9 protein-coding genes are annotated in these 20,046 nt (G+C 38.9%); 1 reads left to right on the forward strand and 8 read right to left on the reverse strand.

Features of this window, described 5'->3' with window-relative positions; genetic code table 11:
* The first annotated feature begins 37 nt into the window (after positions 1-37).
* Positions 38-1,537: a hypothetical protein gene (locus Q4597_RS16965; RefSeq protein WP_303407320.1), complete on the forward strand. Its 1,500-nt coding sequence runs from the start codon at positions 38-40 to the stop codon at positions 1,535-1,537.
* Here Q4597_RS16965 and Q4597_RS16970 read toward each other — a convergent pair.
* The 8 genes from Q4597_RS16970 to Q4597_RS17005 form a co-directional block, all read right to left on the reverse strand.
* Positions 1,534-2,724: a glycoside hydrolase family 5 protein gene (locus Q4597_RS16970; protein WP_303407321.1), complete on the reverse strand. Its 1,191-nt coding sequence runs from the start codon at positions 2,722-2,724 to the stop codon at positions 1,534-1,536. The genes Q4597_RS16965 and Q4597_RS16970 overlap by 4 nt on opposite strands.
* Positions 2,725-2,934: 210 nt before the next feature.
* Positions 2,935-4,524: a carbohydrate binding domain-containing protein gene (locus Q4597_RS16975; RefSeq protein WP_303407322.1), complete on the reverse strand. Its 1,590-nt coding sequence runs from the start codon at positions 4,522-4,524 to the stop codon at positions 2,935-2,937.
* Positions 4,525-4,533: 9 nt separating this feature from the next.
* Complete coding sequence (locus tag Q4597_RS16980; protein WP_215438804.1) at positions 4,534-5,559, reverse strand: DUF5627 domain-containing protein; 1,026 nt, start codon at positions 5,557-5,559, stop codon at positions 4,534-4,536.
* Positions 5,560-5,621: 62 nt separating this feature from the next.
* A complete protein-coding gene (locus Q4597_RS16985) occupies positions 5,622-7,349 on the reverse strand; it encodes a RagB/SusD family nutrient uptake outer membrane protein (RefSeq protein ID WP_303407323.1) in 1,728 nt (575 codons plus the stop codon).
* 19 nt (positions 7,350-7,368) lie between these two features.
* Positions 7,369-10,218 carry a SusC/RagA family TonB-linked outer membrane protein gene (locus Q4597_RS16990; RefSeq protein ID WP_303407324.1) on the reverse strand — a complete coding sequence of 950 codons (2,850 nt, stop codon included), beginning with the start codon at positions 10,216-10,218 and terminating at the stop codon, positions 7,369-7,371.
* 37 nt (positions 10,219-10,255) lie between these two features.
* Entirely contained in the window at positions 10,256-12,064 is a 1,809-nt protein-coding gene (locus Q4597_RS16995; protein WP_303407325.1) for a RagB/SusD family nutrient uptake outer membrane protein, read from the reverse strand.
* Positions 12,065-12,075: 11 nt separating this feature from the next.
* On the reverse strand, positions 12,076-15,174 hold the full coding sequence (locus tag Q4597_RS17000; RefSeq protein ID WP_303407326.1) for a TonB-dependent receptor: 3,099 nt from the start codon (positions 15,172-15,174) through the stop codon (positions 12,076-12,078).
* Between the two features lie 692 nt (positions 15,175-15,866).
* Complete coding sequence (locus tag Q4597_RS17005; protein WP_303407327.1) at positions 15,867-19,982, reverse strand: two-component regulator propeller domain-containing protein; 4,116 nt, start codon at positions 19,980-19,982, stop codon at positions 15,867-15,869.
* Between the last annotated feature and the right edge of the window lie 64 nt (positions 19,983-20,046).

Below are 20,046 nucleotides of genomic sequence, written 5' to 3' on the forward strand. Positions count from 1 at the left end.
CAGTGCTTTATACTATACAGATAGATTTGGGAAAGCGTTGGCCAATTCTAATCTATTTCCTACTGAATCCTATGAGGTCCTAGCAAATTCCAAGGCCTATTTTGAAATAAAAAAGGATACTTCCAACTTGGTAAAATGTTTGTTGGCCATGGCGGACATTCAAAAGAAAAAAGGAAAATTCAGTACATCGTTTGACCACTTGTGGCAGGCTAAATATTTAAGTGATCAAGTCTCAAGTAAAGCCCAGAAAGTTCAAACCCGTGTTAATTTAGCTAGATTGTACGATGAGTTCAATATGGACGAGCAATCCGTTTTGTATTTAAAGGAAGCTGTAACAATTGCTAAGAAAATTTATGTTCAAGATTCCACAAAAATAGACGATCTTATTTCTAGTTATATGTATTTGGCCGTACGACAACGAAAGATGGGCAACTACCAAAAAGCGCTTCAGTACTTGGATTCTTGTTTTGTTACTCCATCTATTACCTTGGAAAAAAGTATAGAAATGCCCTTTTGGGATGCTGAAAAGGGGAAGATTATGCAAGAACTGCATCAGTTTAAAAAAGCAAATACATTTTTGCATATTTCCCGAAACCATACGCTTGGAAAAAAACTAAATTATAGACCCAATATCTCTATGTATTTGGGCGATTTAAAAAAGGACCTTGGCCAAAAAGACAGTGCCCTTTTCTTTTACAATGAAAGTCTGGCCTTAAGCCAAGACCAAGGTTTTAGAAATGATTTAGAAGCCGAAGTGTTACGAAAGCTATCCGAAGTTTATTCTACAAACGGTGATACGCAACTTGCCTACGACTATCTTGTGAAATCTACAAAAAAAGCAGATCAGGTACTACAGGCCAAGAACCAAACCAACAGTGAACTTTTTCAAATAAAGGACACATATTTAAAATCCATTTCGGAAAAAAACGAACAGTTAGAGCAAAAAACACGGACTATTGAAGAAAACAATACCATTCAATTCCGGCTTAAAATTATACTCTTTCTATTGGTTCTTTTAGGTCTTGTTCTGGCTATTGTATTTCAAATGCGCTTAAAACTTAAAAAGACCCTTTTACACAAAAAAGAGGCGGAACTTCAAACAAAACTCATAAAGGAAAGAAGCCATAACGAAATAGAACTTAAAAGTAGGGAGTTAACATCATATGCACTGCAATTGATCGATAAGGATAGTGCAATTGACGAACTTTTAGAGCTACTAAAAACGGAATCTTCACCTAAATACAAATCACTTTTCAATAAATATAAAAAGGGCTCTAAAGACCTTTGGAACGAATTTAATCTGCAATTTACCCAAGTTAACTCGGCCTTTTATGACAAGCTTAAAACGTTACATCCCAAATTAAGTTCTACCGAGCAGAAACACTGTGCCCTGATCAAACTAAATTTAAGCACCAAAGAAATGGCCAGAATCCTGAACATAGAACCACATAGCGTTCACGTTTCACGTTCTAGAATCCGTAAAAAGATGGGGTTGGAACGGTCAGATAATTTGGAGAGTTATATTGCGGGTATTTAGTTCTTTCCATTAGCCTTGGCACTGCCATCAATAACTGCCTTTACAATCGCATCCGCAATTTCCGGGTAGGTCCACTCCAACGTATTTCTATTGAAAATGGCAAACTCGTCAAGATTTCCGTTATCCCACCAAACAGGACAAATGCCTCGCTCAATGCATGCTTTCGCATAAAACTCCGCGTGGGCCAAACGGTCTTGTGGATTATTACTAAATGTAGAACCCCACTCTCCCATTACGACGGCTCTACCTTTCTTTCCAAAAGTATCCTGAACCGTATTCAATTCCTGGGTTAACTCGTTTTTATCAGTCTCTGTACCCCATGTAGGGTCGGTTCCCTCTAGACAGAACAAATACGGAAAATAACTATGAACGGAAACAATTACATTTTCATCTTCATTGGGAACTTTATAGTCACTAAGAGCATTAGGGGTTGTACTGGCGGCATAGGTAGACACCATGATTTTTCTAGTAGCGTTGTTACCTCCGGTAGCCCGGATCGCATCTACACTTACCTGGTGATATTGGTTTACAGCATCACGCCCCTCTGTAGTACCTCCATTCCATTCCTCGGGGCTCTCCTCTAGACGGGGTTCATTCAACGTTTCAAAAATTACATAATCTCCGTAGCCCTTAAATCTATTGGCTATCTGGGTCCATACCTTAGTGATCTGGTCTTTAACCGCTGGTACCTGTTCATAAGTGGGTATAATCCATGCTTCATCATGATGAATATTTAAGATAACGTACATGTCATTATCCAATGCATAATTTGCAATTTTCTCCACTTTATCCATCCATTCCGCTTCTATAGTATAGTCTGGAGCAGGCCCCATATGAAACCTCCACGTGACAGGCAACCGTAAGGTTTTAAAGCCTTTTTTAGCAATCTCATCGATCATTGCCTTTGTGGTGATAGGATTTCCCCAAGCCGTTTCATCCTCATTTTCGGTATCCATAGCGTTACCAAGATTCCACCCGGCACCCATATCCGTAACAAATTCCTGCGCGGTTATTTCCCGCATATCACCATCCTCCTCTGTCTCATCCGGTATTTCCGTTTCAACAGTATCGGTCGTATTATCCACGTCTTTGCCATTATCATTTTCATCCTTATTATTTTGGGCACATCCAAAAAAACTACCCAAAATTATGCTGAGAACTATGCATACTAGTACTGTATTTTTCATCTGATTTTAATTTTAAAGTGAATTGTACTTGGTTTTAACAAACCTAAAAGCGTTTACCCTTCTGTAAACAGAAGACTTAAATAAGGTACGAAACGAAACGACAAAGCCGGTTGATTATGAAAAAAACCGGCCCTACCTCTGTAATCATTGACTAACTAAACAACTCAACTCTGTCAAAAAATTACCTTAACTAACTACTAAACTAATAAACTACAACTTTTCTAATTTTACATATTGTAACATAACACCATTGGTCTGGTTTCCAATGTCCAATAAAACACGACCTCCATTTGTGGTCTCTTGTCCCATTACAAATTCTTTCTCATAGGTTTGGTATTCCGTATTTCCTGCCAACCAAATGCCGCCTCCACCATCATACGCTTGCCAGCCATCTCTACCGGTGCCATCCCCAACAGAAAGTGAAAACCAAAAATCTCCTTGTCCTGGATAAGCTTTTACAATAACCGTAAGCTTATACTTAGCTCCGTTCTCAAGTATTATTGAAGGCTTGAACAATTGTACATCCCAAGGGTTAGCGCCTACAACAATATCAGTTGCAACAAGCAGATTATCTTCTGCAAAGAAGTTTACAGAACCGCCCCCATTTTGATTGGCCGCCCAACCATCTTCACCTGCTGAAAAATCAGATTCATAAATGGTCTCCGAACCTAAGGATATAGAAACGGTATCCAGTAAATCCGGATAGGAAACTACAATTTCACTAGTACCTTCAGTATAAACTTCTCCTTGTGCGGGAGTGGACACAATGCCATAGATATCAAAATCTTCGCTTGCTACAATAAGGTCCTCCTTACCATTAATGGATAATCTAAGAGTCAATCCTTTAAGGTCTATTGTCTCCCCATCTGCATAAAGTGTTTTTTCCGGTTTTGTTTCCATAACCATACCTGTAATATCCAGCATATTTACCGTAATAGGAACGGCAACGGAAACTCCGGAAGAATGTGCAATTTGAACTTCGGTATCCGTAGCTTTCAATTTAGTTTCGTTTGCCGGAGTTGCCATGAGTTCAAAAGCTTCAAACTCTTCAAAAGGAACCACTACCTCTAGACCACCGGTCATTTCATAAGTTATAACAGCGCCCTCTAGATTCAACCGCTCCCCTATCTCATATTCACTTTTAATAGGCGGTGTAGTAACCGTACCGCTTAAAGGAGCAAATGGCAGTACCTGAATTTCCTGTGCAACCTTAGCGTTCGTAGAAGCATAAGTAACGGTAATTTCTGCATTGTCTACGGATAAGACATCCCCATTCATTGGAGCTACTAGTATCTCCGTATCAAAATCGGCAAAAGCGACATCCGATTTGGTGCCGTCCTCCTTAACTAGTGTAACCACCATGGCGCTCAAGTCCAATTTTTGGCCATTCACATAGTTCTCGGTAGCCTTGTTCTTTACTTCTAAAGCCACCACATTATTGGTTACACTAATAGCCTGAATCAACCCCGTTCCAGATTCCCCAACGGAAATAGTTATTTGTTGGTGAGAAAAATCCAGTACCGTGCCATTGGCGGGGTCCGTACTAATATTTTCTGAACCAAAAGAAGCAAACGGAACATCTACATTACTCCCGTTTTTATCCATGGAAATAACAATACCGGAAAGGTCCAACGCCTCACCAAGTACATATGCCACTTTGGGCAAGGTTTTCATACGTACCGTGGACCCATCGGCCACCTCAGCATCATCATCACTATTACAGGAAGAAAATATGAAAACCATTAATGCCATTAACAGCAATACTATTCTGTTCTGAGAAAAATTTAGAATATATTTCATGTTCCGATCTTATTTTAATTCAATTTCAAACTCTTCAAAAACAGCGGTCCTATCCCGTATGACCAAGGTATCCTTAACGGCATGAGTTTCTGAATTATCCGCATCTGTATAGGTGTAATCCAAATAAATAACATCTCGTGGTTTTCCTCCCCATGTATCTCCTCCTTCTACAAATGTTCCTGTACCACTAACATTATAAGGGTCATCTTTATAGCTAGAAATGGTGCAATTATTTTCTGAAAAAGTTAGTTCCATAGCTACGTTTCCGGGACTTGAGTTTTCTCCTCGTCCAATAATATTTTCTAGGTGCACTTTGTTAAAACCGCTAGTGGCCACAAAGGTTATTTCATCATCTACAGTAAACTCTGCATTGTATTCCCTACCTAGAGTGGGTGTTCCCGTAGTAATCATATCAGTTCCTCTTCGGAGATAATTTCCATGAAACCTATTCATGTATTTGATACCAAAAAGCGTGTAGTCTTTAGGAAGAATGTCCCAGTGGTTGGCATTCACCCTATCTAAATCGGTTATACCTTCAAAGCTCACACCTGAATGAATACTATCTATATTTTCGGCCTGTGTTAGCCTAAGGGGAATTACGTAATTGGTAGTATTGGTTGCTCCAAAAGATAAGGTGTCGTTAAAAAAATCATCGTACAATTGTACCTGTATTCGCGCCTTAGTATCTCCTGCGGATATGGTTACGGGACTAATGTTCTCAAAAGTATAATAGCTTGCCGGAAGTGGTTTTACATTTGCAACATTGGCCAATAAACTATTATCTACCTCAAAGTGAATTTTTCTTTCTTCATCGTTAGAATAAACCCCGGTCATTAAAGCTGTAATTTCAAAACGATGGGCATTATCCTCCACATTTATTCCTTGGTCATAATTACCCAGAATTAGGGTTCTTGCCGGTGTTTGGTATGGAAAATAGACGGTTTGCGTATCAAAATCATCAAATTCAGGTTCTGTATTGCTACACGATCCCAAGAATAAGATTGAAAGTATACCAATGAAATATCTTGTGTTCATAAAATGAAAAAATTAAATTAACATTTTGGCCGAAGCTTAAATTTATATCCTTTTTGAATGCCTTACCATCCTTGGTTTTGTTCAATTAAATTGAATCGTACAACTTCATTTTGCGGGATAGGCGCATAATTGGCATTAGCATTATAGAGCCTTGGTTCTACCGTAAAACTTTCGTAGGCGCCCCCATCAAACTGTAACCCTTTAGCATCCGGGGTTTGGTCAAAAAGGTTCCACCTTCTTAAATCGTACAACCGATGGCCTTCAAAGCAAAGTTCTAAACGGCGTTCGTTACGGATCAGGTTTCTCATATCTTCTTGAGAACTTATACTACCTAAGTACGCATCTGAATTATTAAGTCCAATACCAGCTCTCTGCCTTATGGCCCCGATGATATTTCTAGCGGACATGCCACCTACCATTTGATCCGGCCCTCCCAATTCATTGGCTGCCTCGGCAAGCATAAGGAACAGATCCGTATACCGTACAAAAACATTTATCTTCTCCGAGCTAGAGATGGAACCATCTGCACTTATTATCACTCTTTGATCTAATAATTTTTTTAGATAATACCCCGATCGTGTCGACCGTTGCGAAATTTGGTCAATACCATCAACACCTCCATCGTTAGTAATACTTACCGCTCTCCCATTTAAATCATTACCGTTATAAAGTATGTACCGCTGTAATCTCATATCCCTATTTTCAAAAGGATTGGCTGGATTATAGTCTGGGTGGGATTCCGAGAATGGAAAACCATCTAACATAGGAAAGGCTTCCACCAAGTTTTGAGACGGGTTAAGTTGACCTTGCCCGTTTAAGGAAGGAGGAAAATGCTGACTTTCTACCCAGGTCATAGAGGTAAAAGCGTTACTTCTCCAAAGTACTTCAGGAAAATTTCGTGTTCCTATGGGAAATTCATAAAAGTTATAATATCCTTCAGGGTCAAGTCCACCAAGACCTCCAATATCATTTAGAAGTTCTACAAGAAGGTTAGCCGCTTCTTGGTAATACCCTCCTTGCCCGTTCATAAAAGCAGGACTTGCCGCCAATAAGTACAACTTAGCTTTATACGCCTTTACGATTCTTCCGTTTATTCTGTTGTCCTGATCTTTGCCGAATACAAATTGATATTTATCATCATCTGAATCATTATACCTAGAAGGTCTTTTGGCCAAATCACCATCATAATCCATAGGTAAGTATTCCAACGCCTCATCAAAATCTGCCACAATTCTAGCAACCGTTTCTTCAAAACCTAACCTAGGTGTGTTGAAATCGGCATCAAATTCATAGAACTCGCTAATGTAAGGTATGCCCAACAATTGCCCTGAAGCACCACGCCCCCCATGCTCCTGAAGAATCCAAAAATGTCTAAGTGCCCTAAGTGCAACGGCTTCACCATACAAACGCTCTTTAAACAATTCATTGGTTTCCTCGTCTCGCTTCCACTGCACCTCTTCTATTAAGGTGATAAATTTATTGGCATATAGTACTTGCTCATACATACCCCACTTACTTGTATAGGCGTTTTGGGCATTCCATTCTCCGGTGGCCATTCTACGGTAGCCGCTCAAGAAATTATTTACGGCATCATCTGTTGCTGCATCATTAAAATAGAGTTGATTAACCAAGCCCTCATATGCGTTTAGCAAAACGCCCTCGGCAAAAGCGGGATCAAAATTTAGACGTTCTTCCCCCAATAGATTTTCATCTACGGGTTCTACCAAGCTACACGCCATTATGGATGAAAATAACGTGAAAAGGGTTATATTTTTAAGTATGTTCTTCATTACAATTTTATTTTTCACATTAAAACTTCATTCTTGCCCCAAAAGAGAAATACCGGAACATTGGATCAAAACCTAACTGTAATTCCCTGATATCCTTGTTTTTTGAAAATTCCGCCAAATTAGACACCGAAGTAAACAGGTTTATATCCTTCATTTTTAATTTGTCTACCAATTGATCAGGCAAATCAAACGTTAGCTGTACCCGTTGTATCCTAAAGTTGTCATTACTGTACAACCAATAGGTAGAGAGCTTATCAAAATTATTGGTGTTCCCAATTGAGGAAAGCCTTGGAAACGTAGCTGTATCCGCAGTAGCTTCCGTCCATCTGCCCTCAACAACTTCTGAGTATTTGGCGTCTCCTTGAGGTCTGTAATAATCTCCGGACAAGAGTCCGTCCCTACCCACTTCTGCAGTAAAGAGAGCGAATAAAGTAAAGGCTTTGTAAGACCATGTAAAGTCAGACCCAAAACTCCAAGGTGCTCCGTACAATCCAATTTGGACCATATCTTGATCATTTATAACATCATCTCCATTTTGGTTCTTATATTTAATATCACCCGGTTTAACTGTACCATATTGTGTTGGCAAGTCACCTTTTAGCGTTCCATCCTCATTAAAATCATCCACCCCAAATAGTCCTAAAGACTCAAGGCCCCAGATAGCATCTACGGGAGTGCCTTTTCTATTTTGATATTCGTCTTCGTAAATCTCGTCTACTTTTGTTCTTTTTGACTTCGTATACAGTACCCTGGCCCCAATATCAAAAGTTGAGTTCTCTGTTTTTGTATGGTAATTAACACCTACTTCAAAACCTGAATATTGATCCTCGTTAAAATTGCTATACGGTCTAAACGAATTGTAATAATCAGGATATAAGGTAGAAGCCCTAATAACTTTTTCTCCCATTACGGATTGAAAAACATTGGCCTCTAACCAAACCTTTTTGAACATTAATGCTTCAAAACCTAATGTGTAATCCGTTCTTTTCTCAAAATCCAAACCTAAGTTCTGACCACGTAGAATTTTTGTAGATGCATTGTAATAGCCCGCTCCATTGGTATCTCCCCAATTATAACCCCCACCATCTTGCTGGTAAATAGCGTCGTAAAGAAAATAGTCCTGAATACCCAAATCTGTATATACCACACCAATGGATGATCTTAATTTCAAATAATCTAACCATGATGATTCTTTTAAGGAAGACTCCTCAGTCAATACATATGCCAAGCCTAGCGAAGGTGCAAATTTACCTCTATTGCCCTCTGCCAACTTTACAGAGTTTACGTAGGCCCCACTGAAATTAGCGTATATCTTCTTCTTATAATTGTAATTAAGGCTAAGCGCTACATGACTGTTTTTAGCGGACTGTTTTTCATCTTTTACATAGGTATTGTTGGCAAAGCCGATTAATGATGCATCTATAAAATGGTCATCCTTAATTTGTTTTTCATAGTTCAACAGACCATAAAAACCATACCTGATGGCAAAAACGTTTGTGTTTACACTTTCAACCTGATCTTTAAGGTCATTATCCCTTACGTTGACCAAATCGATAATTTTGTTCTGATCATTCCAAGTAGGTTGATACACCGCATACTCATTCTGAACACTTAAATTGTAAATGTTGTAAAAATCAAAACTCACATAACTTTTTGCGGACAACCCTTTTGTAATTGCGCTAAGGTCAAAATCTATAGCATTGTTCACCTGACTCATACGAGTCATGTTCGTTTGGTAACCGCCTGCATAAATACTTGCAATGGCACCACCATTGAACACTTGGTTCCCCCCTAAAAGAAAACCATCATACTGGTTAGCCGCGTCAACAACACCGCGTAAATCAGGATTTGCAGAAAAATCAATCTCACTTATGGGCAGTAATGGGGAATATAAGTTAGGTCGAATAAAACCACCCGATGCGTAAATATTACTAAGCGATGTTTTATTTTTATCGATAATAGCCACAACATCTAAGCTGCTTTTAATCCAATCATTTACTTTAAAATCTATATTACCGCGTACATTGAACCGTTTTGCTCCTTTATCATTTTCAGGGTTTACCGATTGAAAACTACCATCCGATTTAAACCCGAGATTAATATAGAACTTGGTATTTTCCGATCCCCCGGAAAAATCAGCCGTAACATTGGAATACGGCGTTAATGGATTAAAGTTTCCATCGTCATAAAAATCTACATTTGGGTATCTGTAGGGGTTGACACCGCTTCTGTGGTTTTGAATTTGTTCTGCAGAATATAGTTCGCCCAGACCGTCATTGGCGCGAGCCTCATTAAAATATTCCATATAATCTGCCGAGTTCAAATAATTGGGCATGCTAATAGGTAATCTTACCCCAGTACTGGCACTTATATTAAACTGCTTTTGGGTGGAACCCCTTTTTGTAGTTACTACTATAACACCGTTTCTGGCCATAGAGCCATAGAGGGCAGATACATTTGCATCTTTTAATATGGTGATTTCCTCTATTTCCTCCATATTTAACAAGTCTATATTACGCCCCGGAATACCATCAACTACTATCAAGGCCTCTCCTAACCCACGCACACTACTACCTCCCGACAAACCGGTAAGTCTTCCCCCAAGGGCATCGCGTACCCATTGTGTAGTATCAAATTTCAAAAAGTCTCCTGGTTTTACGGTAGACGAAGACCCTACAATATCTTTTTTCTCCGTGGTGTGGAAACCCAAGTTTATGTCTTCGTTTAAATAGGACTCCAGCCCATTAGGTGCGTTCTCTAAAATAACCGTACTGGTGGAATCTATAGTTTGCGCCGTTACCGACATGCAGCAGAGCATACAGAAGGACCCACCAAGCAGAAGTTTTGTAAGTATATTTAATTGTATCATAAAATATGGTTATTGTCTAGTGGTGAAATAGTTTTAATTACCAACCTGGGTTTTGCGGAAAACCTTCATATATTTCTGTGTCGTTTTTAGGGAAAGGCAACCAATAGTGCTTATCCTCAAAAACTTTGGTTCTTAAGACCCTTTCTACAAAATTTATGGGTTTACCTTCGGCATTACGGTCAAAAATTATTTCTGTTTTAAGCCTATATTTTTCTTGAGTGCCCAATTTCCATCTTCTAACATCCATCCAACGATGAGATTCATAAGACAGTTCTACAGCCCTTTCCCTTCGTATTTCGTCCATAAAAGCATTATCACTAACAAGGTATTCCGGCTTTACATTTAAGCTACCATCCGGAACTGCGCGCTCTCTAATTCTGTTAATGGCATCAAGTGCGGATAGTTCAAACCCTTGTGGCTTTCCATTGATTCCGTAAGCCACCAAAGCAGCTTCCGCATACATTAAATACACATCTGTTAACCTCACATGAAGACGCCATGCAAATACACCTTGATTGTCAAAATTGTTGAATCCCACCGGAAACCATTTTTTGGCTACATATCCCGTTCTAGATCCATTTCCTTTATTCGGATAGCGGTGTGCACCTTCCCTAAAAAACTGGGCATAACGATGCACTTCGTTTTCACCGGTTGCGGCACCAAGGTTCTCCACCATTTGATCTCCATCTAAAACAATCCATTTGTAAAGTCTTGGGTCTCTATTCTCCCAAGGATTGGCCGGGTCATAGAGAGGGCTATCCTCACAGGACAATCCATCGCTCATTCCAAAATTGTCCTCAATATAATTGTGGGTAGGGAACGACGCTAGGTTATTTTGACCAATTGCCCCCAACTGCCAATTCGTAGACAGAAAACTTTGAAACCAGCCTACAGAACCTGCCTGGCTAAAAATATACTCCGAAGAATAGGGATATCTACCTTGTGTTGAATAGAAAACACTTTCATACTCATCCCAAGGTGTAAGGCTGTATCTGGACATTTTAAGTACCTCTGCAAAGGTATCCGCAGCACGTTTTGCCAATTCTACGTCATAATCATAGGTACTACTACTATTTTGCATAAGCGGACTAGCTGCATAGAGCAAGTTCTTTGCTTTTAAGGATAAGGCGGCTCCCTTTGTAAGCCTGAACATATTTTCTCCTCTTGATTTTAATCCAGGCTCAAAATCAGGGTCGTCCCAATCAACCGGTAATAAATCAACAGCTCTTTGAAAATCCTCGTCTATTTTAAGAGCAGTTTCGGACCATTCCGCCGGTCTCTCCAACTTCCAATCATCCTCCAGAACTTGGTCTATATATGGAATGCTTCCCCAAAACTTCATGATTTCATGATGAAAAAATGCCCTGAAAAAATACGCTTGCCCTAAAACCACATCTTTCTCTACTTGATTGGCACCTGTCATTAGGCTGTCCGCATCGGCTATAACAATATTGGATTTACGAATACCCGCCCAACTGCTTGGCCATAGCTTGGCCCGGTCAAAAGGTAATTCGGCATCGGTGTTGGTGTTACCATCAAACATACTTCCCGGACCGCTTCTTTGCCATTCCCAATATCGTCCTTCGTCAATGGCATAATCAAACTGCCATGTATCAATACCAACCGCATCTTCTGCATAACAGTGAAAATGTTGCCAATGTGCCGCCGTACTGTAATCTACGATCATGGCATACATCTCTTCAACGAAGCCTTGGGCACTATCAAAATTTTTAAAGACTTCTTCCTTTGTTAGTTCTGTCTCTATTGATTTATCCAGGTAATCTTCACAAGAGGCGAATATTCCCAGAAAACATATTCCTATTACCAGTTTGAATATTTTACGCATTGTCTACTATATTAAAAGTTAATGTTCAGCCCTATGTTATATCTCTTGAACGTAGGGTAATCACCTCTATATTCAGAGGCCGTACTACCGGTGTTATCCTGTCTGTCATCAGGTAAATCTGACCAGTAGGCCAAGTCGTTACCGCTTACGTAAACCCTATAACTACTTCCGTTTTCGGTTTTAAAAGTATAAGCCAACTCAATATTTTTAAGTCGTACAAAAGAAGCATCGTACCAATTTCTATACGGATCGGTTGCCCCTCCCGTACCCAACCAAGCGGGAAGTACTTCTTCTCCGTCTGGATTATCAACACTCCAATAATCAGATTTCTCCTCAAAGAACAAAGGGGTCTCTAGTATGAAACTTCTATCTTGATAATATTTAGTAGCATTGTTCACTCCATAAAACTGAACCATGAAGGATAGATTCTTGTACCCAGTTCCCAACGTAAGATTATAGGTATTCTGTGGTCTTACGGTATAACCAAAAGGGACTGCATCATCACTATTTACTACCCCGTCTCCGTTATAATCTATTTCATCGTAGTAACCGGGGCGTCTGGTTTCTTGACTGTTCTCTTGAGGCGTTGCACCGTACACGTCGTCCCAAGACTGTAATATATCTCCCCTAATATTAACCCTAGGTTGACCAATGGCAAAACCTTCTTCTTTTTGATAGCTTTGCTTCAAGAGTGGGTCTTCTTTAAAAATAATCTCGTCTCTTGCCTTGGTAAAAGCGAAATTGGACCAGATATCCCAGTTTTGGGTCAACTGTTTTTTATAGTCCAAGGAAACCTCAATACCCTCAACCGTTGTCTCTCCAATATTAAAATCAGCAGGTTGAAAACCGAAGAAGCTAGGAACACTACGGGAATCTGCCGGCACAATTATATCATGACGGTCCTCTTTAAAAACATCGACTTCTAAAGAAAGGCTGTTTTTAAGAACCGATAGCTCAAAACCTATATTTGCTTTTTCGGACGTTTCCCATTGCAAGTTGGGGTTACCAATTATATCCTCCATTCTAAAGGTATATGGTGAACGCGTGCCGTAGGGACTTACATTATTTAAAAATGCACTACCTCCACTAGACCATTGTGACAGGTAAGCCCATCTTTCTCCGGCACTATCATCTCCAACAACTCCGTAAGACCCCCTTATTTTGAACTTGTCCAACCACGTTGCCGATTCCATGAAGGGTTCATTACTTACCATCCACCCCAAAGCAACTGATGGGAACAGCTCAAATTTATAACCGGGCCCGTACTTCTCCGAACCATTGTAAGCTCCGTTTACATCAAGAAAATAGCGTCCGTCATAATTATATGTAGCACGTGCAACCCAATCCTCACGGTACCTCGGGAACATACTACCAATGGCGTATTCTTCCCTATTCATCAACATTAATATGGTGGTATTGTGCTTTTCAGCAAAGGTTCTATTATAGTTTAATGAAAGCTGATAAAACAACCGTCTGCTTGTTTCCCAATCTTGTATGGTAAGCCCATTGCGTTCCCAAGGATTCAGTACAAAATCAAACTGATTTGTGCCTACCGGTGAAACCAGTTGAGCAGATCCGTCTTGGTCGTAAATCTTGTACACTACGTTATCTAAACCAGTGGGATTCTCTTCCACGACTCCGCCACCTCCTCTAAAATTGTTATCATAGGACAAACGCCCGGTAAAACTTAAACCATTTAAGAGGAAATCTAATTTTTGATCTAGGACAAAATCACTGTTTACCTGTACCCTATGGTTTTTTGTTGAACCTTTTGCGGTTAGTATTACGGCAGGATTACTTAACTCAAAATTCTCTGTAATGGCCCTGCCGTAAGTACCGTCTTCATAAATAGGGGTGTATAAGTTTGGTGCCAATGAATAGATACTGCTGTACAACAATTGTGGGTCTGCCTGGTTAGAATTCTGAAGCCCATAGTAACCGGACAAGTTAACCGATAAACGAGTTGTAGGCGTAATATCAAAATCTATGTTACTTCTATAATTAAATCTATCATAATTAAAGTTGGGCGCATAATCACGTCCGTTATTGAAACTTCCCGCATCAAAAATATCACCCACGTGCTGGTAAGAAAGTGCACCAAAATATTTAACGGATTTTGTTCCTCCGGCAACAGAAAAATTAAGCCTATAATCTGTAGCAAAATCCTTTTGCATTACATCTACCCAATCTACATCTGGATAGATACTTCTCTCCAATTCATTGGCCGGATTACGATATTTTTCAATAATATCTACGGGTGTATAATTTCTCCAAGCTTCTTCGCGAACGGGAACCGTTCTTTCAATAGCCTCATTGGCCACCATTAAACTGTTATATGAATCGTATTTTTCTGGAATTCTAGACAATGTCTTTATTGCGGAACTTGCCGTAAGCGATAGTTGCGCCTTACCTTCCTTACCTCTTTTAGTGGTAATAAGTATTACCCCATTGGCTCCCTTTACACCAAACACTGCCGTTGCGGAAGCATCTTTAAGAACGGAAAGACTTTCAATGTCTCCCGCATCTATATCATTCATACTACGCTCAATACCATCTACTAAAATAAGAGGTTGCCCCCCACCGTTCCATGAGCTTTGACCACGAATAAAAATTTGGGGAGATTCATCACCAGGTCTACCTGTTGAAGATACTGTAGTTACACCAGGCAAACGCCCGGTTAATGCCTGCCCTACCGTAGAGACACCACCAGACTGCATAAGGTCTGCCCCGGTTACCTGCGCAATGGACCCTACAACACTCTCTTTGGTCTGGGTACCATACCCCACAACCACCACCTCATCCAGTTCCGATGCCTCGGACTGCATGACAACGTCTATTTCTGTTCGTCCGGATACGTTAATGGTTTGTCTTGCATAACCTATATAACTGATAATCAATGTTGCATCTTCCGGTACATTAATAGTATAGTTACCATCAAAATCTGTCATTACCCCATTTGTGGTTCCTTGTTGCAATATACTGGCACCAATAATTGGCAAACCGGTATCCGCTTCCGATATATTACCGGTTACCGTAATCTTACTTTGCGGGTAATCATTGGCAGAAAGAATAATAGGAGAAAGCAAAATAAACACTACTAAAACTCTCATCTTCTTTAATAAATGAAAACAAAATATAGACTGTTTTGTACAAGGAATCCGTTTTTTCATACCGCTATAATGTGGGTTGATATTTCTTAATTGAGCTTTGTATAATTATGGTTGGTATAACTTTTTATTATTATCAAAAAGCCCGGCTTTACTTAGACTTATTGAAACTGGTAAAACAAAGAGCTACTTGAAAATCATAAATAAATCCTAACGACTTTTCAAATTCACAATTGAATGTTAGATAATTGTTAATTTCCTGTTGTAAATGTTAAAAAAAAATCAAATAAACAAAAACAGGGATGATGCCACTAGCCTTTTATTTGTTGCAATTATTCCTCGTTTGATGCACTTTGCAACATTTGTAATTTTTTGCGCAACATTTGTATTCTTGTCGAATAGAAAAACCGCGTACTCCTGTCAATCTCATGAGTATTTGAACCGATAACATGTGGATTTTAACGGAAAGGATTATGGAAAAACTAAATAACCAGAGCTGATTTAAGTCTTTTAAAGAAGCTAATAGTACCCAAAAGAACACACTATAAAGTACAGTCAAGAAACAGGGTCCTAGTTTTGTTTCACACTCACAGAACTACTGCAACGGAACAAAGTTTTTGCTAATAAAAAAATCCAAAGGGTTATTGTTACGAAAGATGCATTTACCCAGAAAATGGAAAATAAGCAATGAAGTTTTATGCTTTGTTATTTTGCACATCCATAGGAGCTATTCCGAAATAATCCTTGAATCTTTGGGAGAAATAGGTTGTAGATGAAATACCAACTTTGGAGCAAACATCAGTCAGGTCCTTGTTTCCGTTTTCGAGAAGTTTTTTAGCTATTTGAAGTCTTTGGTTCCTAATAAATTCGTTAGCCGTTTGGTTGGTCAGTCCTTTTACTTTCCGGTACAACTGACTCCTACTCAAATTTAAATGCGAGGCCAACGACTCTACCCCTAAATTTGGGTTAGTGATGTTCTCATGAATATAATTCACCGCTTTTTCAACAAAAGCTTTATCCAAAGATGTAATACTGGTATCGTCTTGGATCTCTCCCATAGACTTAAAATATTTCTTGTAAATAACCTCCCTGCTATGAATGAGCTGTTTAAGATGTTGCTGTACCAATTTCATATCAAAAGGTTTCTCCAAGTAAACATCAGCACCCTTTTCAATACCTGATATTCTATTATCTACCTTAGATTTAGCTGTAATCATCATTATGGGAATATGACTGGTCTTAATATCCGTTCGTATGGCTTCACAGAAATCATAACCGTTCATTTCGGGCATAACAACATCCGTCATAATAACATCTGGAAGAAGTTCCAGAGCCAACCGTAAACCTTCTTTTCCGTTTTTTGCAATATGAATTTTGTACTGACTCTTAAACTCCGTTCTCAAATAATTTCGTAGTTCTGCATCATCCTCAACGATAAGTAAGGTTTTTGTTGTTTTTGTTGATGAAGGCTGACTATTTTCCTCCGGAACAAAACTAGATTTAACTAAACTTTGTTTTGAGGACAACACCCTATTGTTTTCGGTTAGAATTTCTGAAGCTTTAAAATGCGCATTTCCTAATGGAAGTGATACATTAAAGGTTGTTCCCATATTCAATTGGCTATTGACCTCTACATTACCACTATGGAGTTTTACAAAATTATGAACCAATTCCAGCCCTATACCCGTACCGTTATAGAATCCCTTTTTGAAAGGTTCAGCTTGATAAAACCTTTCAAACAATTTATCCTGTTCCCCTTTCTTTAGACCAGGTCCCGTATCCGACACGGAAAACTCTACATGATTTTCTTTTTGCTCAATATTAACATGAACGGAACCACCTTCTGGTGTAACCTTGAATGCGTTAGACAACAAATTAAAAATTATCTTCTCCAACATACCTTCATCTGCCCAAAGCCTAATAACATCTTGGTTTGAACTTACCTTTAGCTCAATATGATTTGAAAAAGCTTCTTCTATAAAATGGTCTACAATTCCTTTTACAAACGGTACAACATTTAGATTGCTGGCATGAATTTTAATTTTGTCGGATTCTAGTTTACTAAAGTCTAGCAACTCATTGATCAAACGAATTAAGCGCTCCGTATTCTTATATATAGTAGCGTGCTTGATTTTAAGCCTGCTAGAAAAATTAGTGTTCGGCTCACTTATAATATCTCTAATAGGGTTCAGAATTAAGGTAAGCGGCGAACTAAATTCGTGGGCTACATTTGTAAAAAACTGAATTCTCTCTTTGTGCAATTCTTCCTCCCTTACCCTTTTTTGGCGTTCGTTTTCAACCTGCTGTTTGTCTATAATTCGCTTTTTCTCAAACTGCCTTAACAGCCCCAGCAAGGATAAAATAATAAGAGCATATACAAACATTGCCAAATTGGACTTCCACCAAGGAGGCAACACTTCTATGTATAGCTTCTTTGGAGTTTCACTCCACACCCCATCATTATTGGCCGCTTTTACCATAAATGTGTAATGGCCCGCATCTAAGTTGGTATAGGTAGCACTCCTTGCCTTACCCACAAAATTCCAATCGGTTTCATAGCCATCCAGATAATACGCATACTGGTTCTCTTCGGCTCGTGTATAGTTTATTCCGGAAAATTCTATGGAGAATACAGACTGTTTACTGTTTAACGTAATACTATCCGTTTGTGAAAGCGCTTTTTCCAAAGGAGATCCTTCGGCCGCAGGCTGCACAGTTTCATTAAATAGTTTCAGGTTTTTGAGATAGACCTGAGGAGGTGTTTCCAATATATTTATGCCATTGGGATTAAAATAATCAATTCCTTCTGTTCCCCCAAAATATAACTTTCCATCATTGTCCTTATATAGCGCATTCTTATTATAGTCACTAGAAACCAAACCGTCGTTTTTAGTGAACTTGGTAAATTCATTGGTTTTAGTGTCAAACAATACTAAGCCCGAATTACCATCCAACCATAAATTTCCATTGGAATCGCCAATAATTCCAATAACGTTAGGCATACTTAAACCGTTTTCGTTATTATACCAAGTAGTAGAGCTATCCCGAGTGTTGAAACGCAATAACCCCATACCCCTAGTTCCTGCCCAAAGAATGTCTCCATCTGCATACAATGATACTATGTCATAATAGGTCAAATTTTCGGTCTTATCCGCAGATATAGAATTGTTCATACGTAACAGTTTATAAGAACCATCCGTATCTTTATCTAATTTAAACAGACCATTAGTTGTTGCTATCCAAATGGTATTTTGAGAATCTACTTCTACTTTATTTATATATTCCCCTGCCAAATCATGAAGCTCAAACGATGAAGGAGTTATATTGGTTTCATTTTTATCATTAAGTTGAAACGAATACAAACCCTGATTAAAGGTCCCAACCCAAACCTTACCGAAATCGTCTTCTGCGAAGCTCATAATAGCGCCGGAGCCTTTTCTGTTTCGTATGACAGGAAATTTGTAATTGACGAATTTTGTAGTTCCCTTTTTTAGAAAATAAAGACCTTTATCCCAACTACCAACCCAAATGTTCTGTTGGCTATCCATAAACAAAGACTGAATATAATCACTGGTCAAGCCCGTGTATTCTGAACGGACACCTGTATTGATATGTTTGAAATAGTTAGTTGCTTTATCCAGCACATCAATACCACCTCCATCCATTCCTATCCATAACTTACCATTATTGTCTCCAATAATTGAGGTTACCGAACTTATTTGCAATGAGTTGGACTTATTATAGATACTTTGAATTTCACTAAACTTATTGTGGAATTTATCATGGACTACAATACCTCTATTATAAAAACCCATCCATATTCTTTGGTCTTCATCTACATACAAAGACCAAACAGAATTGGATAAAATACTTTTCTCATCATTTTTATCAAAGAGATAATGATGAATTACACCTCCATTTTTGTTTAGGCTATAAAGTCCGTCATTTTCCGTTCCAAGTAAAATCTCATCGTATGGCGATTCTGCAATAGCGAAGATGTTATTTGATGTAACCTTAAAATTATCTACAGCAGGTGTTTGGCTATCTGCAGACAACTTTACCCTATAAATACCATTAGAAATAGAGCCCGCCCAAATGGTATTATCCGAGTCTATAAACAATGACTGTATGCCCACGGCAATAGTCTTTGCCTCCTTTCCATCTCTAAATAGCGCAAAATCTACCCTCTTGTTTCTTGGGTCTACCTCTAGAAGGCCACCACTGGTAGCGGCATAAATTACTCCAGAACTGGTTAACTTAATCTCATTTACGGCAAGATAAGTATCTGAATTGGGGTTGTTAAAGGCTAATTCCTCAAGCTTTAATGTTTCAAGGTCCATGACATATACCCCTTGTTCCCCGGTTCCAACATACAGGTTACCCTTACCATCACCTTGCAAACTTATAACCCCTATATTACCGTATTTTGAGTTCTCCTTGGAAATTAATGGTATATGACGAAATTCATCATTATCTCTATCATAGAGCGCAAGTCCAATATTAGTTCCTGCCCATAATCTATTGCGTTGATCTAAATAAGTACAGTATACGAAACTACTGTTCAACGTCTTATGATTAATATCCTTGGGCCTGTAAGAGACATAGTCCATTCCATCATAACGATACACACCCGATCCATGCGTACCTATCCAAACAAACCCGTTGTTATCTTGAGCAATGGTATGCACACCAACCTGAGAAATACCATCCTTAATCTTATAAAAATCTAATTTCTTTCTTTCATCTTGCGCCGTTACCTGCCAGCTTAATATGCTTACGAAGTATATATAAAATAGTAATCTTTTCCCCATAGAAACGAGTGTCCCCCTGTGTTTTTCAATAGTTATACGAGATAAGGATAACCACCTTTATCCG

The sequence above is a fragment of the Zobellia sp. 1_MG-2023 genome (assembly GCF_030549125.1).
Lineage (GTDB): Bacteria > Bacteroidota > Bacteroidia > Flavobacteriales > Flavobacteriaceae > Zobellia > Zobellia russellii.